Source organism: Nocardia sp. NPDC024068 (assembly GCF_040638875.1).
GTDB lineage: Bacteria > Actinomycetota > Actinomycetes > Mycobacteriales > Mycobacteriaceae > Nocardia.
The window spans coordinates 66,010-89,261 of sequence record NZ_JBEZYU010000011.1; the positions used below are offsets into that span (position 1 = coordinate 66,010).

General features: G+C 68.5%; 19 protein-coding genes. 13 read left to right on the top strand and 6 right to left on the bottom strand.

Annotated elements, in window-relative coordinates; translation table 11 throughout:
* Positions 1-13: 13 nt before the first annotated feature.
* Both AB0F41_RS12860 and treY read left to right on the top strand, forming a co-directional pair.
* Complete coding sequence (locus tag AB0F41_RS12860; RefSeq protein WP_357423136.1) at positions 14-541, top strand: cupin domain-containing protein; 528 nt, start codon at positions 14-16, stop codon at positions 539-541.
* A gap of 250 nt (positions 542-791) precedes the next feature.
* Positions 792-3,194 carry a malto-oligosyltrehalose synthase gene (gene treY / locus AB0F41_RS12865; protein ID WP_357423138.1) on the top strand — a complete coding sequence of 801 codons (2,403 nt, stop codon included), beginning with the start codon at positions 792-794 and terminating at the stop codon, positions 3,192-3,194.
* A gap of 30 nt (positions 3,195-3,224) precedes the next feature.
* On the opposite strand, the gene AB0F41_RS12870 is transcribed toward treY, so the two are convergent.
* Together AB0F41_RS12870 and AB0F41_RS12875 are read right to left on the bottom strand one after the other, a co-directional pair.
* Complete coding sequence (locus AB0F41_RS12870) at positions 3,225-4,628, bottom strand: amidase (RefSeq protein WP_357423140.1); 1,404 nt, start codon at positions 4,626-4,628, stop codon at positions 3,225-3,227.
* A 135-nt stretch (positions 4,629-4,763) separates the two neighbouring features.
* Positions 4,764-4,991 carry a hypothetical protein gene (locus tag AB0F41_RS12875; protein WP_357423142.1) on the bottom strand — a complete coding sequence of 76 codons (228 nt, stop codon included), beginning with the start codon at positions 4,989-4,991 and terminating at the stop codon, positions 4,764-4,766.
* A gap of 166 nt (positions 4,992-5,157) precedes the next feature.
* Here AB0F41_RS12875 and AB0F41_RS12880 point away from each other — a divergent pair, with 166 nt between their 5' ends.
* Positions 5,158-5,592 (top strand): nitroreductase family deazaflavin-dependent oxidoreductase, encoded by a 435-nt coding sequence (locus tag AB0F41_RS12880; RefSeq protein WP_357423144.1) that lies wholly within the window; start codon positions 5,158-5,160, stop codon positions 5,590-5,592.
* Between the two features lie 114 nt (positions 5,593-5,706).
* Entirely contained in the window at positions 5,707-7,062 is a 1,356-nt protein-coding gene (ilvA, locus tag AB0F41_RS12885; protein ID WP_357423146.1) for a threonine ammonia-lyase IlvA, read from the top strand.
* A 35-nt stretch (positions 7,063-7,097) separates the two neighbouring features.
* On the opposite strand, the gene AB0F41_RS12890 is transcribed toward ilvA, so the two are convergent.
* Positions 7,098-8,324: a serine hydrolase domain-containing protein gene (locus AB0F41_RS12890; RefSeq protein WP_357423148.1), complete on the bottom strand. Its 1,227-nt coding sequence runs from the start codon at positions 8,322-8,324 to the stop codon at positions 7,098-7,100.
* A gap of 637 nt (positions 8,325-8,961) precedes the next feature.
* Here AB0F41_RS12890 and AB0F41_RS12895 point away from each other — a divergent pair.
* Positions 8,962-9,822, top strand: coding sequence for a metalloregulator ArsR/SmtB family transcription factor (locus AB0F41_RS12895; RefSeq protein ID WP_357423150.1), 861 nt, complete (start codon positions 8,962-8,964; stop codon positions 9,820-9,822).
* Between the two features lie 19 nt (positions 9,823-9,841).
* Here the strand turns inward: AB0F41_RS12895 and AB0F41_RS12900 are convergent, their stop codons facing one another.
* Entirely contained in the window at positions 9,842-10,393 is a 552-nt protein-coding gene (locus AB0F41_RS12900; RefSeq protein ID WP_357423152.1) for a hypothetical protein, read from the bottom strand.
* Between the two features lie 199 nt (positions 10,394-10,592).
* On the opposite strand from AB0F41_RS12900, the gene AB0F41_RS12905 reads away from it, so the two are divergent.
* The 5 genes from AB0F41_RS12905 (at position 10,593) to AB0F41_RS12925 (ending at position 16,430) form a co-directional block, all read left to right on the top strand.
* Entirely contained in the window at positions 10,593-11,873 is a 1,281-nt protein-coding gene (locus tag AB0F41_RS12905; protein ID WP_357423154.1) for a helix-turn-helix domain-containing protein, read from the top strand.
* Between the two features lie 279 nt (positions 11,874-12,152).
* Positions 12,153-13,190, top strand: coding sequence for a phosphotriesterase-related protein (locus tag AB0F41_RS12910; protein WP_357423156.1), 1,038 nt, complete (start codon positions 12,153-12,155; stop codon positions 13,188-13,190).
* A gap of 123 nt (positions 13,191-13,313) precedes the next feature.
* Positions 13,314-15,104 (top strand): ABC transporter substrate-binding protein/permease, encoded by a 1,791-nt coding sequence (locus AB0F41_RS12915; protein ID WP_357423158.1) that lies wholly within the window; start codon positions 13,314-13,316, stop codon positions 15,102-15,104.
* A gap of 1 nt (position 15,105) precedes the next feature.
* Complete coding sequence (locus AB0F41_RS12920; RefSeq protein ID WP_357423160.1) at positions 15,106-15,831, top strand: amino acid ABC transporter ATP-binding protein; 726 nt, start codon at positions 15,106-15,108, stop codon at positions 15,829-15,831.
* Between the two features lie 95 nt (positions 15,832-15,926).
* Positions 15,927-16,430, top strand: a complete 504-nt coding sequence (locus AB0F41_RS12925; protein WP_357423162.1) for a hypothetical protein — start codon at positions 15,927-15,929, stop codon at positions 16,428-16,430.
* A gap of 35 nt (positions 16,431-16,465) precedes the next feature.
* Here the strand turns inward: AB0F41_RS12925 and AB0F41_RS12930 are convergent, their stop codons facing one another.
* On the bottom strand, positions 16,466-16,633 hold the full coding sequence (locus AB0F41_RS12930) for a DUF4236 domain-containing protein (RefSeq protein ID WP_357423164.1): 168 nt from the start codon (positions 16,631-16,633) through the stop codon (positions 16,466-16,468).
* Positions 16,634-16,739: 106 nt separating this feature from the next.
* Here AB0F41_RS12930 and AB0F41_RS12935 point away from each other — a divergent pair, with 106 nt between their 5' ends.
* Positions 16,740-17,357 (top strand): class I SAM-dependent methyltransferase, encoded by a 618-nt coding sequence (locus AB0F41_RS12935; RefSeq protein WP_357423166.1) that lies wholly within the window; start codon positions 16,740-16,742, stop codon positions 17,355-17,357.
* A 20-nt stretch (positions 17,358-17,377) separates the two neighbouring features.
* Here AB0F41_RS12935 and dnaE read toward each other — a convergent pair whose 3' ends face one another.
* Entirely contained in the window at positions 17,378-20,929 is a 3,552-nt protein-coding gene (gene dnaE / locus AB0F41_RS12940; protein WP_357423168.1) for a DNA polymerase III subunit alpha, read from the bottom strand.
* 280 nt (positions 20,930-21,209) lie between these two features.
* Here dnaE and AB0F41_RS12945 point away from each other — a divergent pair, with 280 nt between their 5' ends.
* Positions 21,210-21,659, top strand: coding sequence for a hypothetical protein (locus AB0F41_RS12945; RefSeq protein WP_357423170.1), 450 nt, complete (start codon positions 21,210-21,212; stop codon positions 21,657-21,659).
* Between the two features lie 337 nt (positions 21,660-21,996).
* Entirely contained in the window at positions 21,997-23,187 is a 1,191-nt protein-coding gene (locus tag AB0F41_RS12950) for a histidine kinase (protein WP_357423171.1), read from the top strand.
* Positions 23,188-23,252 lie beyond the last annotated feature (65 nt).

Sequence of the window (23,252 nt, forward strand, 5' to 3'; positions counted from 1 at the left end):
TTCTAATTGAAGCATGACAGCCCGGGTCCTCACGTTCCGCAACGGCCACCGCATCACGGTGCTCGCTCGAGGCACCGACGAGGAGGGCCCCTATCTGAGGCTGCGGCACGAATTGCCCACGCCCGGCCGGCAGGCCGGTCCGCACTGGCATCCGGTGCTCGCCGAACGGTGGACGGTCCGGCAGGGCGCGCTGCGGTTCCGGATCGACGGACGCGATATCGAGGCCCACTCCGGCGATACCGTGCATGCCCCGGCCCGCGCCGTGCACGAATTCTGGAACCTGGCGACCGATACGGTCCTCGACCACGAGATCCGGCCGCCGCTGCGGCACTGGCAGATGTTCACCCTGTGGAGCGCCCTCGACGAATCGGGAGCAACGCTGGGTAGCGGGATACCACGCAACCCGCTGGCACTGGGCCTGCTCTGGGAACTCCAGGACGGCTACCTGGCCGGAATCCCCGCCGTGCTGCAGCGATGGATCCTGGGCGGTCTGGCGGCAATCGCCCGGCGAACCGGGTACGCACGCCGGTGGATCGCATAGTTCCGGGTGAACTGAACATCTGACCAACAGCCCCTGACCGATCGGCGCCGGAATCGCGCTAGGGTCATGTCCATGCACGCGTCCGATCCACTGCCCGAGGAAGCGGCACCGCCGAGAATCGCACCGGCCCGCGCCCGGCAACCGGACCCTGCCCGGTACCCACCCCGACTGCGGTAGTCCCGTACCCGGCCCGCCCTACCGGGCACTCACCTCCCCGCCGCGCCACCTCAGGACCCCACCGAGAAACCGTATGCCCGCAGACCCGCCGAGCCTTCGCCGCCCACCGCGCGCCACTCCGGTCCGCAGCACCTACCGGCTACAGCTGCGACCCGACGGACTCCCGTTCGCCCAGGCCGCCGCCATCGCGGAATACCTTCAGCAACTGGGTGTCTCACACCTGTACCTCTCCCCGGTCATGACGGCCGCGCGCGGCTCCGCGCACGGCTACGACGTCACCGACCCCACCACCGTCTCCCCTGCGCTCGGTGGCCCGCTGGGGCTGAAATCCCTGGCCGACGAAGTCCGCAATCGCGGCATGGGACTGATCATGGATCTGGTCCCCAACCATGTGGGAGTCGCCGATCCGCAGCAGAATCTGTGGTGGTGGCATGTCCTGCAGTACGGCCGCAAATCCCAGTTCGCCTCGTTCTTCGATATCGACTGGAGCCCCGGCAACGGCGTCGGCGGACGGCTGGCCCTGCCGGTGTTGCGCAGTGAGAACGACCCCGCCGCCCTCACCGTGGACCGATCCGGCCCCGAACCCCGGCTCGCCCTGCACGACCTGCGCTTCCCGATCGCCCCGGGTACCGACGGCGACAACGCGCTGCGTATCCACGACAAACAGCATTACCGGCTGGTGAGCTGGCGCTCCGGAATCTGCGGATACCGCCGTTTCCTGGCGGTCAACGGCCTCGCCGCACTGCGTCAGGAGGAGCCGCAGGTCTTCGAGGCCACCCACCGGGAACTGGCCGCCTGGTGCGAACACGATCTGATCGACGGTGTCCGGGTCGACCATCCCGACGGCCTGACCGACCCGGCCGGCTACCTCCAGCGGCTGCGCCAGCTGATCGGCCCCAATCGGCTGCTACTGGTGGAGAAGACCCTGGCCAACCGCGAACCCCTGGATCCGACCCTGCCCATCGACGGCACCACCGGTTACGAGAGCATCGCCGATTTCGGCGGAGTACTGCTCGAACCGGCGGGCGAACCGATCCTGACCGAACTGTCCCGCCACATCACCGGCCACGGCAGCGACCGGGTCTGGGTCGGGGAGAAGGAACACCGCATCAAACGGGCGGTGGCCGAGAGCATTCTCGGCCCCGAGATCCGCCGCCTGGTCGCCGCGATCAAACAGGACGCCCGGGCCGAGGACTTCGACACCATGGCGCTCACCAACGCCACCATCGAAGTGCTGTCCTTCCTGCCCGTCGCGCGCGCCGACTACGCGCCGCTGGCGGGGATGATCAGCGCGGTGCTGGCCGAAGTGGAGAAGCGCAATGCCGAACTGCGGGTCCCGCTGTCCATCCTGGCCACCGCGATCACCGCGGGCGGCGCCGCCTGGAACCGGCTCCATCAGGTGAGCACCGCGATCGGTGCCAAGGCCGTGGAGGACATCCTCTTCTACCGGGCGGTCCGGCTGGTATCACTGCAGGAAATGGGCGGCAACCCGGCCCGCTTCGGCCGCACGGTCAACGAATTCCATCTCGCCAACGCCTCCCGGGCCCGGCGCTGGCCGGCTTCGATGACCACACTGTCCACCCACGACACCAAACGCGGTGAGGATGTGCGGGCCCGGATCGGCGTGCTGTCCCAAGTCCCGCGGATGTGGGCCCGCGCGGTAACGCTGTGGCTGGAGAATCTCCCCCCACCCGACGGCGCGACCGCCCTGTTCCTGCTGCAGAACATGTTCGGTATGTGGCCGGCCGACGGCCGCCCGGCCCCCTCGGTTCCGGGGCTGCGCGAACGGGTGCACCGTTTCGCCGAGAAGGCGATGCGGGAATCCGGCGAGCACACCTCCTGGGAGGATCCCGACGTCGACTTCGAGAACGCGGTACATATCTGGCTCGACCAGGTGATCGACGGCCCGGTGGGCCGGCAGCTCACCGACCTCGCCCACGATCTCGCCCCGCACGCCTGGTCCGATTCGCTGGCACAGAAGCTGCTGCAACTGTGCGCGCCGGGGATTCCGGACATCTATCAGGGCTGCGAGCTGTGGGAGGATTCGCTGGTCGATCCGGACAATCGCCGTCCGGTCGATTTCGGTTCGCGCGCCGGACTGCTGCACACTCTCACCACCACCCCGCCGCTGGACATCACGGGTGCGGCGAAGATGTGGATCGTGGCGTACGCGCTCTGGCTGCGCCGCGAACGCCCCGAATGTTTCGTCGGCGGCACCTATACGCCCACCTTCGGATACGGCGAGCACGCCGACAAACTGGTGGCCTACGCACGCGGCCGGGTCGGCGCGGAACCCGAGATCATCGTGGCCGTCACCCGGCACAGTGTCGCGATCGGCGAAACCGGCTGGGGCGATACCTATATCGAGCTGCCGTCGGGGTCGTGGACCGACCGGCTCACCGGTCACACCTTCCAGAACCGCGCGCGCACCGAGAAACTCTTCGCGCGGCTCCCGGTCGCGCTCCTGGTCCGCTGAGACCGTCCGGAGCGCGCCGGGCGGAGCGCGTCAGGACGCGGTGGTGATCCGCGGGAAGGGATTCTCCGCCTCCAGCAGGAACGCCAGTTCCAGCAGGGTCCGTTCGTCCCCGTAGGCCCCGCTGAGCATGACCCCGACGGGCAGGCCCGACTCGGTGAGACCGGCGGGCACCGCGATCGAGGGCGAGCCGGTGACATTGTTGACCGGGGTGTAGCCCACGAAATTCGTCACCCGCTCCAGCAGTTCGGGGAATGGAACCGCCGGATTCAGATAGCCGATCTCCGGGGTGGTGTGGGTGAGCACCGGCGACAGGATCGCGTCGTGGCGGGTGAGTACGGCGTCGTAGTCGGCCCGGGCCTTGTTCAGCCGGTAGAGGGCGCCGGGGGTCGCGAACAGGCGCCGCCGGAAGGATGCCGCCAGCCCGCGGGTGAAAGGGTCGAGCCGGGAGGCGTCGAAGGAACGGCCGTGCCCGAGTTTGCCGGTGGTCCCGGACATCTGCGCGAGAAACGCCCAGTACTGCAGGAAATCCTCGACCAGGCTCGCCGCTACCGGCGTGGCGATCGGCTCCACGACATACCCGGCCTTCTCCAGGATCCCGGCGGTGGCCGTGACGGCCGCGGCGGTCGCGGCATCCGGTTCCCGCCCGTTGGCGGCCGTGGTGAGCAGGCCGATCCGCAGTGGACGGTCCGACGGCCCCTCGACCGCCCCGATCGGCGGGAGTTTCGGGTTACGCCAGTAGCGTTCGGCCGCGGCGTGATAGGCCGCCTGATCCCGCACCGAACGGGTCAGCACACCTTCGGAGACCAGTTTGATGGGCAGCTGCCGGGCCTGGGCGTTGTCCCGGTGCCGGAACCGGCTGGGCTTCAGCGATACCAGTCCGGCGCAGGCGGCCGGGATCCGCAGCGAGCCGCCGCCGTCGTTGCCGTGCGCGACCGGGACCACTCCCGCCGCCACCATCGCCGCCGAGCCGCCCGACGAACCGCCCACCGTGTATCCGGTGTCCCACGGGTTGCGGGTGGGTTCGCCGTGCTCGAATTCCGTCGTGGAGATGAACCCGAACTCGGGCAGGGCGGTCTTGCCGAGCACGGTCAGCCCGGTGCTCAGGAGTTGCGCGGTGAACCGGTCGTCCTTGTCCGCGGGACGCGGGGTGATCGCGGCGCTGCCGTGGCAGCTGGGCATTCCGGCCACATCGGCGTTGTCCTTCACGAAGGCCGGAACCCCGTACCACACCCCCGTATCGGTGCCGGCGATCCGCGGCCGCCGGGGGCGGTAGACGATCGCGTGCAGCCGCGAATCCACCGTTTCCGCGCGGGCGATCGCGGCGTCGGCCAGTTCCGCCGGGCTCACCGCCCCGGTACGGACCTGTTCGGCCAGCGCCACCGTGTCGTATTCACCCAGCGCGTCGTCGGTGAAGGCATGTACTCGATCGGTCATGAATGCGGCTCGCGTAGCTCTCGGGGCCCTGGATATCGACCCGGAGCCGGTTGGACAGGCGATCAACTCGGCTCAGCGTAGTACGCGTTCCCGCCTCACCGCAGGAACCGGCGGACATGCGCGCTACGCCCGCGCTCACCGCGCGGCGCGCCACCATCCCAGCGTCCACAACACCGCGCCGGCCGCGGCACCGAGCAGCACCCCGGCCTGCGCGGAACCGAGGATCACCACCGGCACCAGAAATACCAGCAGTCCCGCCCCGAGCGCCTCCAGCTTGTACAGCGGCCAGCGCGAGCCCGCGATATCGACCCCCGGCGCGGTGGAACCACCGGTCCGGATATCGACGGTAGGCGATGCGGTCATCTGTTCAGGCTACCCGTGACACCCGACTTCGGTCCATCGAACTTTTGTCTTCCCGGACACATACTCCCCGGTACACGTCCGCCCCGAACCGTCACGCGCACCGTCGCCGGCTCCGTCGCGGCGGGGTCCGGGAACAACACGGCGCGACCCGGGCGTTGCCCGTGACATGCCATTGACTGGAGAGTACGCACCGTCCACATCCGACTGGGCCCGCGAACAGGCCGAGCAGATCGAGAATTCCGGCGGCACCGAAGGCACCACCATGCAGGGGATGTCGGTGGTTGTCCTCACCTCGGTCGGGAACAAGACCGGCAAATTACGCAAGACCGCGCTGATGCGGGTCGAACACGACGGCGAGTACGCCGTCGTCGCCTCGCTGGGCGGCGCGCCCAAACATCCCGTCTGGTACTACAACCTCATCGCCGACCCGCATGTGGAACTGCGGGACGGCACCGTGTCCGGGGACTACACCGCGCGGGAGGTCTTCGGCGAGGAGAAGGCCGTCTGGTGGGAGCGGGCCGTCGCCGCCTACCCGCCCTACGACGACTATCAGCGCAAGACCGATCGGCAGATCCCGCTCTTCGTCCTGACCCCGCGCTGACCCTCCGGAGACTTACGCGCCGCCCGCGTCGCGGCGGGGCAGACCGTTGCCCCGGGGAACGAAATCCCAGTCCAGGGCCACCCGCCGCATGCCACCGGCGCGGCGGGTGGCAGCATGGAGCGGGTGTCCGATGTGCTCACTCACCTGCCAGAAGCCCGTCCTGCGTTGACCGCGGACGAGATCGACGCCGCAGCAAAACGCATCGCCGACATCATCGAGCCGACCCCGCTACAACTGTGCCCCCGCCTGTCTCAGCTGACCGGCGCGCGGGTGTACCTCAAACGCGAGGACCTCACCGTCGTGCGCTCCTACAAGCTGCGCGGCGCCTACAACCTGGTGGTGCAGCTCAGCGAATCCGAGCGGGCGGCCGGCGTGGTCACCGCGAGTGCCGGCAACCACGCGCAGGGCGTGGCCTTCGCCTGCCGGGCGATGGGAATCACCGGACGTATCTACGTCCCGACCACCACACCCAAGCAGAAGCGTGACCGGATCCGGGTGCACGGCGGGGAATTCGTCGAGCTCATCGCGGTGGGCGAAACCTTCGACGCCGCCGCGGCGGCCGCGGCCGCCGATGTCCGGCGCACCGGGGCCACCATCGTCCCCCCGTTCGACGACACCCGCACCGCGGCGGGTCAGGGCACCATCGCCGCGGAGATCCTCGACCAGCTGGAATCACCCCCCGATCTGGTGATCGTCCCGGTGGGCGGCGGCGGCTGCCTCGCCGGAATCGGCACCTATCTGCGTGAACGCTCCGCCTCGACCGGCATCCTCGGTGTCGAGCCGGCCGGGGCCGCCTCCATGACGGCCGCGCTGGTCGCGGGTGCGCCGGTGACGCTGCCCGACGTGGACCCGTTCGTCGACGGTGCCGCGGTGCGCCGGATCGGACAGGTGCCCTTCGACGCCGTCGCCGAATTCGGCGGGCGGGTGGTCTCCCATGGATCGTTGCCGCTGCTCACCGCGACCGAATCTCCCAGCGGCGCGGGTGCGTTCCGGCTGCTGCGGGTCGACGAGGGCGCGGTCTGCACCGCCATGCTCGACCTCTACCAGAACGAGGGGATCATCGCCGAACCCGCGGGCGCACTCGCTGTTACCGCGCTGCTCGAGACGGCGCCGGAGCCCGGGTCGACCGTGGTCTGCCTCATCTCCGGCGGGAACAACGACGTCTCCCGCTACGGCGAGGTGATCGAACGCTCGCTGGTGCATCAGGGTCTCAAACACTATTTCCTGGTGGATTTCCCGCAGGAACCCGGTGCGCTGCGCCGGTTCCTGGACGAGGTCCTCGGCCCCGACGACGACATCACGCTGTTCGAATACGTCAAACGCAACAATCGCGAGACCGGGGCCGCGCTCGTCGGCATCGAACTGGGCGAACGGGCCGGCCTGCCGTCGCTGCTGGACCGGATCGACCGGTCGCCGATCCGCTGTGAGCGGCTGGAACCGGGTTCACCCGCCTACCGCTATCTGACCTGAGCCTCGCCCCGGCCGGCCCGGAACGACCGGCCGGTCTAGGCAGCGACTTCCCGGGGCGCGGTGCGCCGCTCGATCCGCCGGGCCGAGCGTGCGCCTGCCATCACCAGCGGCAGCAGCCAGGCGAACGCGGGCTGATCCACCGCCAGGGTTTCCAGCGACAACCTGTTGTGCACGAACCCGACCGAAAGCCCGCTGTCGGGGTCCGCCCAGCCGAACGACCCGCCGAGCCCGATATGGCCGAACGCCCGGGGTGCGCCGACGGTCGGCATGGAGTGGTAGCCGAGATGCCAGAGCGGGCCCAGGTACATGAACAGGCCGGTATCCGGCCGATAGCGTTCGATCCGCCGGATGGCCTGGATGGCCGCGCCGGACAGGTAGCGCCGGCCGCCGGCCAGGCCGGCGCAGGCCAGCGGTTCGTACATGGCCGCCAGGCCGTTGGCGCTGCAGACCCCGTTGCCCGCAGGCATCTCGGTATCCAGCACCGGCGGGTTCGGGCCGGTCAGGATGGCTTCGGCGCCCGGGATGAACAGTGAGCGGCTACCCACGCCGAGGGCGCCCGGGATCCCCTGGAGCAGGGCCACCAGCCGCGCCCCGCGCGGGGTGCCCGCGAAGGAGAATCCGGTGCCGAAGCTCTCGGCGGCCATGGTGACCGATCCCGCCGGTGGGCGGCCGAGATGGATGCCCTCGATCCCGAGCGGTGCCGCGATCTCCTGCTGGAACAACTCCTTCATACTCGACCCGGTCACCGCCCGGGTCAGCCCGGCGACCAGCCAGCCGAAGGTGATGGCGTGATAGGCGGGGACCCCGAGGAGCCGGTCGGGTGCGGCGGCGGCCAGCCGTTCGGCCATGAGTTCGTGGTCGAGCATCTCCGACCCGTGCACCGCCAGCGACCCGACGCCGGACAGCCCCGCCGAATGGGTGAGTAGCTGCCGGACCGTGATGTTCTGTTTGCCGTTGCAGCCGAATTCGGGCCAGTATTCGGCCACCGGAGCGTCGTAGTCGAGGAGTCCGCGGTCGGCGAGCCGGTGCACGACGGTGGAGGCGATACCTTTGGTCGCCGAGAAGACCATTGCCCCGGTGTCCCGGGTCCAGGGTCTGTCGGGCGCGGATTCCCCGATCCACAGATCCAGGATCGGTTCCCCGTGCCGGTACACCGCCAACGCCGCGCCCACACCTTTGCGGCCACCATAGACCCTGGTGAGAGCGGAGGTCAGCCGCCGGAATTCTGGTCCGGCACTGCCGGCACAAGCGACGCTGCTCATCCTTACACAGTAAGGTCATCCGACGGTTTCCTGCAATGCCGTCCGGGACGGTGGCCGCCCGATGCCCGGCATCTACGGCCGGTGTGCGGGGTCGGCGAGATCATCGGTCGGCGACTCGCCGGTATACCCGAATGTGATTGTCCGAGACAGTCTCCGGTTCCGCAATCATCGGGCAAGCACGCGTTACGACCGGAAACCGCGCCGCCGCCGGTCCCGCTCCCGGACCGGAAAATCTCCGGCGAACGTACCGGGATGCAAATCCGACAGACGTCGCAGCCTCCGGAAAAAGCGATCCAGACGACGAAAAGATCGGGGATTTTACAATTCTCCGGCAGATGATCACTCTGGTTTCGAGGCGCCGGAATATTTCCTCCCGAAGCATCCGGGACTCCTCTGTTCCACTACGAATCCCATAAATGTCATTGCTGTTCACAGCACTGCATCGAACACCATCGATGCTGGGCGGGAAGCCGGGGAGCGAGGTGAAGTGTTCTCATTTCGGTTGAGCGACGAAAGCGTTACCGCGAGGCCGCGAAAAGGTCGCGAAACAAGAGCGGCCGGCATCATCGACAAGACTGGATAAACACCCTCACGGAAAATTTATTCTCCCTGATTTTCTCGTCGATATAGTGGCCCCATGACCTCATTGGAACCGCCGGTCGTGCGGGACCCGGAACGCGGTGACGCGCTACCGGTCGCCGACGCGACCCTCTACGCCGGCTGGTTTTCCTGTCTGGCCGACCCCACCCGGGTCCGCCTGCTGCATCAGGTCGCCACCAGCCCGGCCGGAATCCATATCGGGGAGATCGCCGAGGCGCTCGGCGTCGGGCAGCCCACCATCTCCCATCACGTCCGCAAACTCACCGACGCCGGTTTCGTCACCGTGCACAAAGAGGGCACGGCCACCCTCGTCACGGTGAACCCGCACCGGTGCACCGAACTCCCGCATACCGCCGATGCCGTGATGGGAATCCTCACCCCGCAACCGCCCTGCCCCGAGGACCTGCCCCACGATGTGACGGTGCGGGCCATGGCCGATACCGACTGGACGCCCGTCCGCGGTATCTACGCCGCGCGCGGCACCGCCTATCCGGCCGTCTTCGCCGCCGATGCCCCCGAGCCCGAGGCGCTCGATCGCCGATGGCTCCCGCGGCACCGCTGGGTCGCCGAGATCGACGGCCGGATCGCCGGCTGGGCCGCGCTCAGCCCGGTCTCCGACGAGGACTTCTACCAGGACGTCGCCGACAGCTGTGTGATGGTCACCGAGGCCATGGAAGGCCGCGGCGCCGGCGCGGCGTTACTCCGGCAGCAGGTGCTGGCCGCCGAAGACGCCGGTCTGCGGACCTTGCAGACCACCGTGTTCCCGGAGGACCGCATCGCGATCTCACTGCATCACGCGGCCGGGTTCCGCACCGTCGGCATCCGGGAACGGATCGGCCGGTTCGAGGGACGCTGGCGCGACGCCGTCCTGCTGGAACGGCGCAGCCCCTTGAACTGACCGCGGCCCTCGCGGCCCACTACGGGCCACTGCGCACCGGCCGCAGGAGCACCTTCAGCCACAACGTCGACAGTCCGCACAGCACACACAGCACCGCGACCACCGCGGTGAGCCAGTCGGTGAACGACAGTCCGCGCAACCCGGATTCGCCGTACTCCGCGAGCGGGTGCACACCGACCACCAGCATGGCCACGGTGCCGAACAGCGACACCAGCGAGGTAGGCACCCAGCGCAACCACCGGAACGGCAGCACCAGCGAATCCGGGGCGGCGCCGGAGAACACCAGCCCCACCCGCGACCAGGCCATCCCGTTGGGCACCAATACGGCGAGATCCACCGACAGCGCGACCAGTGCGACCGTCCACACCCCGAAAGGAATGTCCGAGACGGGCCACCGCAGCGGCAACAGAGCGCCGACCGCGAGGCCGAGCGCGAGCGCCAGCCCCACCCCCGACAGGACCGACCACACCACCGACCATTTCCACCGGGTGGCGGCGAGCGCGACCGTGTTGGCGCGCTCGGTCTGCGAACATGCCTCGTACCATCCCGGAGCACCCGCGGAAATCTTCATGGAGCCGCCCGTACCGTATCGTCCCTGCACCTGCGCCTAACCGGTACCCCGGCGGTCGCCTGCCCGCCGACTCTATCGGCCCGGGTACCGGTCGGCGACCCCGTTCCCCTCCGCCGGTGCGACCGCGATGCGCCCGCCCGCGTGCGTGCCATCGGGCGATCGGCGTACGTATCGCGCGCGGAGCGGCGATGATGTCACGGTGGAGCAGCTGTCCGGCACGCGCCGAGCCGACGAGATCATCGAGCGGATCGCCCACCGGTTCGCCGGCGAGCGCGACCGGTTCATCGAGGAACTGTCTGCTCAGATGCGTGGCCGGGTCCCCGTTCTGGACCGCGACCCACGGCTGCGGGAGTTGATGGAGGCCGGTACCGGCGACAACCTGACCGCCGCCCTGGAATTCCTGCGTGGCGACGACGACGAGGGCGACGGGGTGCGGGCCCCGGACCGGGCGGTGGTGTACGCCCGTGCCCTCGCGCAGCACGACGTACCGGTATCGGCCATGATCGCCGCGTACCGGGTCGGCCAGGCGGGTTTCCTCGATGCCGCGATGCGCTACGCGGTAGAACTGGGCGGTCTCGATACCACCCCCGTGATCGTCCGGATGGTGCACCGGACATCGCTCTACATCGACCGGGTCTGTGAGCAGGTCACGGTCGCCTACGAACAGGAGCGCGACCGCTGGGTGAGCAGCCGGAGCGGGTTGCGGCAGCAGTGGGTGACCCGGTTGCTGGAGGGCACCGCCGCCGATCTCACCGAAGCCGAACGGGTCCTGCAGTATCCACTCACCGGATACCACCTCGCGCTGCACGCCTGGACCGGCGCCGAACTCACCGCCGCCACCGCCGTCGCCGTTCTCGACCGGTGCCGGACCGCGCTGGCCGGGCACTTGGGCCGGGTGCGGGCGACGCTGATGGTTCCGGTGGACGAGCACGAGGTCCGGCTGTGGTTCGCGGTGGCCCGGCCCGTCATCGTCGATGCCGCCGCTGTCGAACGGGAACTCGACGAGCGGGATCTGCCGGTACGCGTCGCGGTCGGCGGATGTGCCCCGGGTATCGACGGGTTCCGGCGCGGCGTCCGCCAGGCCGAGCGCGTCCGGCACCTCGCCCTCGCGGGCGGTGCCGGCAGCGGGAAAGTGATCGCCTACGCCGATGTGGCGGCCACGGCGCTGCTGGCGCGCGATATCGAATCGCTGCGCGAATTCGTCGCCGAGACGCTCGGCGAGCTCGCGGTGGACAATCAGCGCAATCACTGGCTGCGGGAGACCCTGCGGGTCTTCCTCGCGCACAACCACAGTTACGCCGCGGCCGCCCAGCAGCTGGCCGTCCACCGCAACACCGTGCAGTACCGCGTGCGGCAGGCGTCCGGTCTGCTCGGCGGCGGCCGGGAAGCCCCCGACGCCGATCTGCATCTCCGTCTCGCGCTGCAGGCCACCCAGCGGCTGGGCGCCGCGATTCTGCGCCCGGAAGAACCGGTGCGCTGACGCGGGACCACCGTCGAAGGGGCGCGGTAGCCGCCGGAACCGGGCCCCTCCCGGGCTGTGCGCCGCGCACAAATGCTCGCCGGCCTTTCATGCCGCCGGAATATGGTCCGCGCCGACTGCGGCGACTTAGAGTTGGGCTATCCCGGAAACCGGCCATCACCTGCGGCGTTACCCGATTCCAGTGCCGTTGCCGGGCCTCCGGCCGGTCTCGCCGGACTCCCCCATCCCCAGTTGTCCAGGCGCGCCCGCGCGCGCCCGCCCCGTCAGGAGACGTTCGCTGTGTCCCCGATCAACACCGTTCTCGGCCCGGCCGATACCGCCGATCTCGGCACCACGCTCATGCACGAACACGTCTTCGTGCTCAGCTCCGATGTGCAGCAGAACTATCCGTCGGAATGGGGCTCCGACAGTGCGCGCATCGACGACGCGGTACGCCGCCTCACAGCCGCCTACGACGCCGGGGTGCGCACCATCGTCGACCCCACCGTGGTGGGCCTGGGCCGCTACATTCCCCGGATCGCCGAGATCGCCCGCCGGATCCCGCTACAGCTGATCGTCGCCACCGGCCTCTACACCTACGACGATGTGCCCTTCTATTTCCACTACCGCGGTCCGGCGCTGAACGCGATGGTCGGCGCCCAGGTCCCGGACCCGATGGTCGACCTGTTCGTCGCCGATATCCGCGACGGGATCGCCGGCACCGAGGTGAAGGCGGGCATGCTCAAATGCGCGATCGATGCCCAGGGACTGACTCCCGGCGTCGAGCGGGTGATGCGGGCGGTCGCCCGCGCCCACCACGAGACCGGCGTTCCGATCACCGTGCACACCCACCCGGATTCGGGGTCCGGTTTCGAGGTCAAACGGGTCCTGTGCGCCGAGGAGGGCGTCGACCCGGGCCGGATCGTGCTGGGGCACAGCGGCGACACCACCGACCTCGATTACCTCACCACTCTCGCCGACGCCGGTTTCGTGCTGGGCATGGACCGGTTCGGGATCAATCTCGACACCACATTCGAGGCCCGTGCCGATACGCTCATCGAGATGCTGCGCCGGGGGTACGCCGAGCGGATGGTGCTCTCCCAGGACGCCAACTGCTATATCGACTGGATGGAACCCTCGATGCGCGAGGCGGTGCTGCCGCAGTGGCATTACACGCATCTGTTCGAGGACGTCTTCCCCTATGTGCTCGACCGCGGCATCGAACCACGGCAGCTGCGAACCATGCTCGAGGACGTGCCGCGCACCTTCTTCGAGACGGGCACCACCGACGCGGCGGCGGCCGCGGACGGGCGCCTGGCCGAATCCGGCTCGCACTGAGCGAAACCGGGACCCGACCCCGATATCGCCTGTTCACCGTAGTTGCGCGGCGCGGCCACGGTAACGGGCACACCCGGGACTGTGCCCCGGCCATGGCCGCGCCGGGGGCTAGGGTTGTCGATCATGGCCGCTCTGCCCGCTCCGCGCGCCCGTGCGCTGCTCGCCGCGATACTGCTCGCCGTCGCCCTGCTGGCCACGGCATGCGGTGGCGGCGGCGATACCGCCACCCGCGATCTGTGCGCGCCGCCGGGCCCCGAGGCGGCCTCGGCCGCGCCGGAGAATCTCACCGCCCCGGGCGCCGGATCCGAGGACAGGTTCACCACCGAGACCACCGTGCCGGTGGACTCGGTCGATATCTCCCGGCTCGGCCTGCTCCGGCCCGGCGTGCTGAGCGTCGGCACCCTGTCGGACGCCCCGCCCAGTATCTGCGTCGACTCCCGCGGCGCCTTCACCGGTTTCGACAACGAACTGCTGCGCGCGGTGGCGGCGAAGCTCGGGCTGCAGGTCGAATTCTCCGGGACCGAATTCGCGGGCCTGCTGGCCCAGGTGGCCGGCGGGCGGTTCGACGCCGGCTCCTCCAACATCACCACCACCGACGCCCGTCGCGAACTGGTCGGATTCACCAACGGCTACGATTTCGGCTACTTCTCGCTGGTCGTCAAGGACGGCAGCCCGGTCCGTGGTTTCGCCGACCTCGGCCCGGGATCGCGGGTTGCGGTGGTCCAGGGCACCGTGCAGGACGAGTACGTGGTCAACGAACTCGGTCTGGACCCGGTGAAATTCCCGGACTACAACACCGCCTACGCCAATGTGAAAACCGGTCAGGTCGACGCCTGGGTGGCACCCTCGGCGCAGGCCGAAGGCGCAATCGCCCCCGGCGATGCCACCTCGGTGGTGGAGAACTCCTTCAGCCTCGACAATTTCGCGGCGTGGGCGGTCCCGAAGAACAACAAACCGCTCACCGACGCCCTCAACGCCGGACTCGACGCCGTGATCGCCGACGGCACCTACGCCCGCCTCTACAGCGATTGGGTACCCCGGGAACTGCCGCCCGGGTGGAAACCCGGGTCCAAGGCCGCGCCCGCCCCGCAACTCCCCGATTTCGCGGCCCTGGCCGCCGAACGCGGGCCCGAGGAGCAGGCGCAGCAGGCGCCGAAATCGACCCTGGAACAGCTGGGCGACACCTTCTTCGACTGGTCGCTGTATCGCCAGGCGTTCCCGGACCTGTTCACAACCGGCCTGCCGAATACGCTGATCCTCGCCCTCGTCTCCGGCGTTCTCGGCACAGTCCTCGGCATGCTGCTCGCGGTGGCCGGAATCTCGCGGACCCGCTGGCTGCGCTGGCCGGCGCGGATCTACACCGATATCTTCCGTGGGCTGCCCGCCGTGGTCATCATCCTGCTCATCGGGCTCGGGGTCGGACCGGTGGTCGGCAACCTCACCGGCAACAACCCGTACTGGCTGGGCGCGGTCGCGCTCGCACTGCTCGCCTCGGCCTATATCGGTGAGATCTTCCGCTCGGGGATCCAATCGGTGGAACCCGGCCAGCTCGAGGCGGCGCGGGCGATCGGCTTCGGCTACCGGCAGGCCATGACCCTGGTGGTGATCCCGCAGGGCGTACGCCGGGTGCTGCCGGCCCTGATGAACCAGTTCATCGCGCTGATCAAGGACTCCTCCCTGATCTACTTCCTCGGTCTGCTCGCCACCCAGCGTGAACTGTTCGCGGTCGGACGCGATCTCAACGCCCAGACCGGCAACCTGTCCCCGCTGGTGGCGGCCGGTCTGGTGTATCTGCTGCTGACCATCCCCCTCACCCACCTGGTGAACTACATCGACCGGCGGATGCGCACCGGGCGACCCGACCAGCCGGTCGACCCGGTCGAGCAGGCCACGATCACGGAAGGCCGGGGATAATATGAGCGCCGCACTGACCGGGACCGGACTCCATCTCCGGCTGGGCAACAACCAGGTGTTGCGCGGCGTGGACATCCACGTCGACGCCGGCCGGACCACTACGGTCATCGGACCGTCCGGCTCCGGTAAATCGACCCTGCTGCGGGTGCTGAACCGGCTCCACGAACCCGATTCCGGCGATATCCTGCTCGACGGCGAATCGGTGCTCACCGAGAACCCCGACCGGTTGCGCCAGCGCATCGGCATGGTCTTCCAGCAGTTCAACCTGTTCCCGCACCGCACCGTCGCCGACAATATCGCGCTCGGCCCGCGGAAACTGCGCGGTCTGTCCAAGGACGAGTCCCGCGCGCTGGCCCTGGAACAACTCGAGATCGTCGGGCTCGCCGGTAAAGCCGATTCGCGGCCCGCGAACCTGTCCGGTGGGCAGCAGCAGCGGGTGGCGATCGCCCGCGCGCTGGCGATGAAACCCGACATCATGTTCTTCGACGAGGCCACCTCGGCCCTGGACCCGGAACTGGTCAAAGGGGTGCTGGCCCTGATGTCCGAACTGGCCGCCGGCGGTATGTCGATGATCGTGGTCACCCACGAGATGGGCTTCGCGCGCAGCGTCTCCGACCACGTCGTCTTCATGGACGCCGGAGTCGTGGTGGAATCGGGTGAACCCGCCGCCCTCTTCGACAACGCCGAAACGCCCCGGCTGCGCAAGTTCCTCGACCAGGTCCTCTAGCACGGCGGACCGGCGCCACCCGTCGCAGTCCGTCCCGCCGCCCGTGCCCCAGCGCGCCGGTTTCCGTCGCGTCCGCCGAGGCCGATACTGGTCCTATGAGCGACGACGCGAAAGCGCCCAACCCCTACGGCACGCCTACCACGGACGGGCCCCGGTCCCCGGGCCGCACGCAGGCCTTCACCAACAAGATCGTCCGGACACTGCTGCGGGTACCCGGTTTGTCCACGGTGGTGGGCAAACGGCTGATGACGCTGCATGTGGTGGGCCGGAAATCGGGCCGCACCTATCAGATTCCGGTCGCCTACACACCGCACGGGTCCACGCTGCTGATCGGTACGGCTCTGCGCCCGTGGGTGAAGAACCTGAAACCGGGCACACCGCTGACCGTCACCCGCGGCGCCGGACCCGAGCGTTTCGACCCGCACGTCCATCGCGGCGAAGAGGATGTCATGCGCCTGTTCGCGGTCATCGCCCGCGACAACAAGACCAACGCCGGCTACAACGGGATCGGCTTCGATTCCACGGGCGAACCCGAGCAGGCCGATCTGTACCAGACCTGGCAGCAGGGCGGTGTGGTGATCGAGCTACGGCCGTTCTGAGGCGCGGCCGCACGCCGCGCACCCGCGGCGAGGTGTCAGCGCTGCCGCCAGCTCAGCGGACCCGGCAGGTCGACGCTGTTCTTCTTGGTACGGGAATTCCACGACCACGGGCCGATCTTGATACTCCACGAGGACAGACCCGCTTGGGTGAAATTGAGTTTCAACGGTCCGAAGGATTTGCGCTGGCGGTACTTGATGGGCATTGACGACCTCCCTGACTCGGTCCTAGAGTAACCAATCCGCGTGTCGTATAACCGATCCGTGTGTCACCCATGGCTTTCGCAGGTCAGGAGTGCCAGAGTAGAGGGCGTGGGAATCTACCGCGATCATTTCGTCCCGCGACTGGTCAATACGGCCTGCGGCGTGAAGGCCAACGAGCCGCTGCGCGAACGCGTCTGCTCCGGTCTATCGGGCCGAGTGGTCGAACTCGGCTTCGGCTCGGGTCTCAACGTGCCGTTCTACCCGGCTGCCGTCACCACGGTGAGCGCGGTGGAACCCGCCGATCTGGGCTGGAAACTCGCCGCCCGCCGACTCGCCGCGGCGAAGGTGCCGGTGGAGCGGGCCGGCCTCGACGGTCAGTCGCTCCCGTTCCCGGACAACAGTTTCGACACGGCACTGTCCACCTGGACGATGTGCACCATCCCGGATATCGCCGCTGCCCTCGCCGAGGTCAGGCGGGTACTGGTACCGGGAGGCACCCTGCACTTCGTCGAACACGGCCTGGCACCGGACCCGAAGGTCCAGCGCTGGCAGCATCGGCTCGATCCGATCCAGCAGCGCATCGCCGGCGGTTGCCACCTGAACCGCAATATCCGGGCTCTCCTCGAATCCGCGGGGTTCGGCATCCGTGAACTGGACGTTTTCAAAGGCGACGTCGGGCCCGCCTTCATCGATACCCAATCCCTGGGTGTCGCTGTCAGCCACTGAGGCCGAACCGCCCGGTCGGCTCAGCTCGCGAGACACCCCGGGCCGAGCAGTGCCTTCAGATCACCCATGAGCGCCGACGACGGTTCCACGCGCAGACTGTCGGCCAGTTTGAGCATCGTGGTCTTCTCCCGGGCACCGACATGGCGCAGATGCACATCGGAGGTACCGGGGTGCCGGGACAGCACCCGCTTCAGTTCGCCGATCTTGTCGGGGGTGCACATCCGGGTGGAGATGGTCACCGCGAGCGGTTTCGCCACCCCGATGGCCGACAGGTCCGGTACGGCGAGATCGTTGGCGATGAGCGAGATCCGGTCGTCGCGCATCGAGACCCGCGCCTTCACCAGGACGACCGCGTCCTCCACCACATCCATGCCGTACACCGAGTAGGCCTGCGGGAAGAACAGCACCTCGATACCACCGGTGAGATCCTCGATCTGGCAGGACGCCCACGCCAGGCCGTTCTTGTTGATCCGGCGGTTCACCGAGGCGAGGATACCGCCGACGGTGACCTGGGTGCCGTCCTTGACAGCGCCTTCCAGAATGGTCGGGATCTGGGTATCGGCCTGCGCCGCCAGCACGTGGTCCACGCCGTTGAGGGGGTGGCCGGAGACGTAGAGACCCAGCATCTCCCGTTCCAGCGCCAGCCGGTGCTTGCTCTCCCACTCGTCGTCGGGCACCTTGACGTCGAATACCGAGGACACCGATTCACCGCTGTCGTCGTCCATCCCGCCGAACAGATCGAACTGGCCGATGGCCTCGGCCTTCTTGGTGGACATGACCGCGTCGATGGCGTCGGAGTGCACCAGCATGAGCCCCTTGCGGGGATGGTTCAGCGAATCGAAGGCTCCGGCCTTGATCAGTGATTCGGTCACCTTCTTGGTGCAGGCCACCGTATCGATCTTGTTCAGATAATCGGAGAAATCGGTGAACTTCGATTTCTCGGTGCGGGCGTTGATGATCGAATTGACCACGTTCTGGCCGACATTGCGCACCGCGCCCAGGCCGAACCGGATATCGGCGCCCACCGAGGCGAAGTTGGTCTCCGATTCGTTGACGTCCGGCGGCAGGACGGTGATACCGAGTTTGCGGCAATCCGACAGGTAGATCGCGGCCTTGTCCTTGTCGTCGCCGACCGAGGTGAGCAGGCCCGCCATATATTCGGCCTTGAAGTTGGCCTTCAGGTAGGCGGTCCAGAAGGACACCAGCCCGTAACCGGCGGCATGCGATTTGTTGAACGCGTATCCGGCGAACGGGAGAATCGTGTCCCACAGCGCCTTGATCGCCGGCTTCGAGAACCCGTTCGATTGCATACCGGCCTCGAAACCCTCGAATTCGGCTTCGAGGACCTCGGCCTTCTTCTTACCCATGGCGCGGCGCAGGATATCGGCTCGGCCGAGCGAATACCCGGCGACCTTCTGCGCGATCTGCATGATCTGCTCCTGATAGACGATCAGGCCGAAGGTATCGGCCAGGATCTCTTTCAGGGGTTCCTCCAGCTCGGGATGGATCGGTTTGACCTGCTGGCGGCCGTTCTTACGATCGGCGTAGTCGTTGTGCGCGTTCATGCCCATCGGGCCGGGCCGGTACAGCGCGAGCACCGCGACGATATCCTCGAAACCGGTGGGCTGCATCCGGCGCAGCAGATCGCGCATCGCGCTGCCGTCGAGCTGGAAGACGCCGAGGGTGTCGCCGCGGGAGAGCAATTCGTAGGTGGCCGGATCGTCGAGCGGCAGATTGTCCATATCGAGGTCGATACCGCGATTGGAGGAGATGTTGTCCAGCGCGTCGCCGATGACGGTGAGGTTGCGCAGGCCGAGGAAGTCCATCTTGAGCAGGCCGATGGCCTCACACGACGGGTAGTCCCAGCCGGTGATGATGGCGCCGTCCTGCGCGCGTTTCCACAGCGGGATCGCGTCCATCAGCGGTTCCGAGGACATGATCACCGCGCAGGCGTGCACGCCCGCGTTGCGGATCAGTCCCTCGAGACCCCGCGCGGTCTCGTAGATCTTCGCGACATCGGGATTGCTGCCGATGAGTTCGCGGACCTCGGCCGCTTCCTTGTACCGCTCGTGCTCGGGATCCATGATCCCGGACAGCGGAATGTCCTTCGCCATGATCGGCGGCGGCAGGGCCTTGGAGATCTGGTCGGCGATGGCGAAGCCCGGCTGGCCGAACTGGACTCGCGCCGAATCCTTGATGGCGGCCTTGGTTTTGATGGTGCCGAAGGTGATGACCTGGGCGACCCGGTCACTACCCCAGCGGTCGGTGGCGTAGCGGACCATCTCACCGCGGCGGCGATCGTCGAAGTCGATATCGATATCGGGCATCGAGACGCGCTCGGGATTGAGGAACCGCTCGAACAGCAGCCCGTGCGGAATCGGATCGATATTGGTGATCCCCATGGCGTAGGCCACCAGCGAACCGGCCGCCGAGCCGCGGCCCGGACCGACTCGGATACCGACCTCGCGAGCGTGGTTGATCAGATCGCCGACCACCAGGAAGTAGGCCGGGAAACCCATCTCGATGATGACGTTCAGCTCGAATTCGGCGCGTTCGACATATTCGCGCGGCACGCCGTCCGGGAAACGACGCTCCAGGCCGCGGTGCACCTCCTTACGCAGCCAGCCGGACTGGTCCTCGCCCTCGGGGACCGGGAAGACCGGCATCCGGTCGCGGTGTTCCCACACCTCGGCATAGGACTGGACCCGCTCCCCGATCCAGACGGTGTTGTCGCAGGCACCGGGCACCTCGGCGTCCCACAGCGCGCGCATCTCGTCGGCCGATTTCAGGAAGTAGCCGTCGCCGTCGAATTTGAACCGGGTGGGATCGGACAGGGTCTTGCCGGTCTGGATACACAGCAACGCCTCGTGGTTGCTCGCGTGTTCCTTGGTGACGTAGTGGCAGTCGTTGGTGGCCAGCGGCGGAATATCCAGGGTCCGGCCGACCTCGAGCAGACCCTGCCGCACCCGCTTCTCGATGGAGAGACCGTGGTCCATCACCTCGAGGAAGAAATTGTCGCGGCCGAAGATCTCCTGCCATTTGGCGGCGGCCTCCAGCGCTTCCCGGTCGTGCCCGAGGCGCAGCCGCGTCTGGACCTCACCCGACGGGCAGCCGGTGGTGGCGATGATGCCCTCGGCGTGCGCGGCGATGAGCTCCTCGTCCATCCGCGCCCATTTGCCGAGCTGGCCCTCGATACTGGCCAGGGAGGACAGTTTGAACAGATTCCGCAGGCCGGTCGCGTTCTCGGCGACCATCGTCATATGCGTGTAGGCGCCCGAACCGGAGACGTCGTCGCTCTTCTGGCTCGGATCACCCCATTGGATTCGTTTGGTGTTGAACCGCGAACCGGGGGCGACGTAGGCCTCGATACCGATGATCGGCTTGATACCGGTCTTCTTCGCCGACTGGAAGAACTCGGCGGCGCCGTACATATTGCCGTGGTCGGTCATGCCCACCGCGCTCATCCCGAGGCGTTCGGCCTCGGCGAACAGCGGGGAGATCTTGGCTGCCCCGTCGAGCATCGAGTACTCGGTGTGGTTGTGCAGATGAACGAATCCGGACGAGGGGGCCAAGATCTGTCCTTCCTCCCAATGGGCTCGGCGGGGGTGGTGTAGCGAGTTTATGCGCACCCACCGACAGCTCCGGCGGCGGTTCGGCGTGCCTCCCGGTCCGGGCGTGTCGGCCGGGGTGTCCCGCCCGCACACCCCGATTCGATCACCGATCCGGCCCGGCACTGGTAGGGTCGGGCCGCGTCACGTACGAGGATGCGCCGCAGCGCTTCTCCGCCGGAGACCCGCCGGCGCGTCCGACGATCGACCCGCACAGTGCCCGATCGACCCAGCGAGGTGAACGATGACAGCACGGACGGCGCTCGCCCTGCCGGCCATCGCCGCGGCGATGACAGTGGCGGCGCTCACGGCCACATCGGCTCCGGCCGCCGCGACCGACGGCGGCTCGTTCGACACGGTGTACTCGCTCGCCCAGGGACCCTGTGTCGCTCAGCTCGACGCCTCGGTCACCGGTGACGCCTACCCCGAGCACGCCGCGTTCACGGTTTCGACGATCATGTTCGGCGTCGGCTCGTGCAGCCTGCCGGTCACGCTGAACTGGCGCAATCTGGACACCGGGGCCACCGGAGCGGTCACCAAGACCGCGAACGGTCCCGGGCACTGGATGAACGATGGCCGCTCGGCCCTGTTCCGGCCCGGTATCGGCCGGTTCACCGCGACCGTCACCGTCGGCGCCGCCCATGTCCCCGAGCCGGGGTCGGTGGACTTCACCGTGACCAAGTACCAGGGGTGAGCGCCGGCACTCCGCGATCCCACCGATAAACGGGCACGGCGCAGCTCCGTTCGGCGACGGTGCCGCACGCCCGTCCCACCGGGTCCGCTCCGGCCCTCGGCCCGCACCGGGTCGCCGGCCCGGGCCGGTTATCGCCTCCGGAGAAGGTTTCCCGCGGCAATGGCGGTTGCCGCGGGAAGCGTGAGACGATGACCGGCCCCGGCCGGCGAGCTGTTCGCGGGCGGGGCCCGGGCTCACCGCGTATGGAGAGCCGGAACGAGCGGCGAGCAGGCGGGACGATCCAGGTGGTGAACGAGGTGAACCGGCGGCCTCGCGGCGAGAGGACACCGAGGGCGCGATGACCGCGGCCGTGCTCACTGCCGCGGCCGCGGCGGTCGTGCTCGCGGCCGCCCTGCTCATCTGGGCCCGGCCCCGCCGGTTGGTCACCACCCCCGCCGAACGCGCGGTCCACGCCGCCCTGCACACCGCGTCACTGGCGGCGCGGTCGCTGCGCCGGGGGCTGACGCCGGAATCCGCGCTGGACGCGGCACCCCACCTGCGGACCCTCGTCGGAGCCGAGGGACTGGGAGTGGCCGGCCCGGAGGGCGAACTCCTGGCCTGGGACGGGACGCACCGGGGTCTCACCGGCGAGTTCACCGAGGCGGCCGAACGCGCACTGGCCGGCGAACGACCGGTGCTGGTCCACGTTCCCGATCCCGAGCGTCCGGGACGCACCCTGGTAGCCCAGCCGCTGCTCACCGACAGCGGTGTGGTGGCGGGAGCGCTGGGTATGGTCACCGGCACCCGGCCGGGTCCCGGTACGCTCGGCGCGTTGTCCGAGGTGGCCCGGTATGCCTGCGGCCAGCTCGAACTGGCCGAACTCGACGCGTCCCGGTCCCGGCTCGACCGTGCCGAGGTGCGGGCGCTGCGGGCCCAGATCAGCCCGCATTTCATCTACAACGCGCTCAACACCATCGCCTCGTTCGTGCGCACCGATCCGGCCCGGGCCCGCGAACTCATCCTGGATTTCGCCGATTTCACCCGGTATTCGTTCCGCGCCGCGGGCGAATACACGGTACTGGCCGACGAACTGCGCAATATCGAACGCTATCTGGAACTGGAACGGGCCCGCTTCGGCGACGCCCTGCAGGTCCGCCTGCGGATCGCCCCCGAGGTACTGCCGGTGACCCTGCCGTTCCTGGCCTTGCAACCGCTGGTGGAGAACGCGGTACGGCACGGTCTCGCGGGTACGCCCGGCGGCGGCACGGTGACCATCGAGGCGCGTGACGCGGGAACCGACTGTGTGATCAGCGTCGAGGACGACGGCGCGGGCATGGATCCCGAGTTGCTGCGGTCGGGATCGCTGGACGCGTCCGGCACCGGACCCGGCGCCGGACGGGAGGCCGCGCATATCGGGCTGGCCAATGTCGACGACCGGCTGCGCGCCGCGTTCGGCAACGACTACGGCCTGATCGTGGACACCGCGCCCGGGGCGGGGACGAAGGTGAGTATGCGGGTGCCCAAGTTCCGGGCCGGTATCCGTCCGTGAAACGACAACGGCCGGCCCCCGCTCACCCTCACAGAGCGGGGACCGGCCGGCGCGTGCACCGGCCC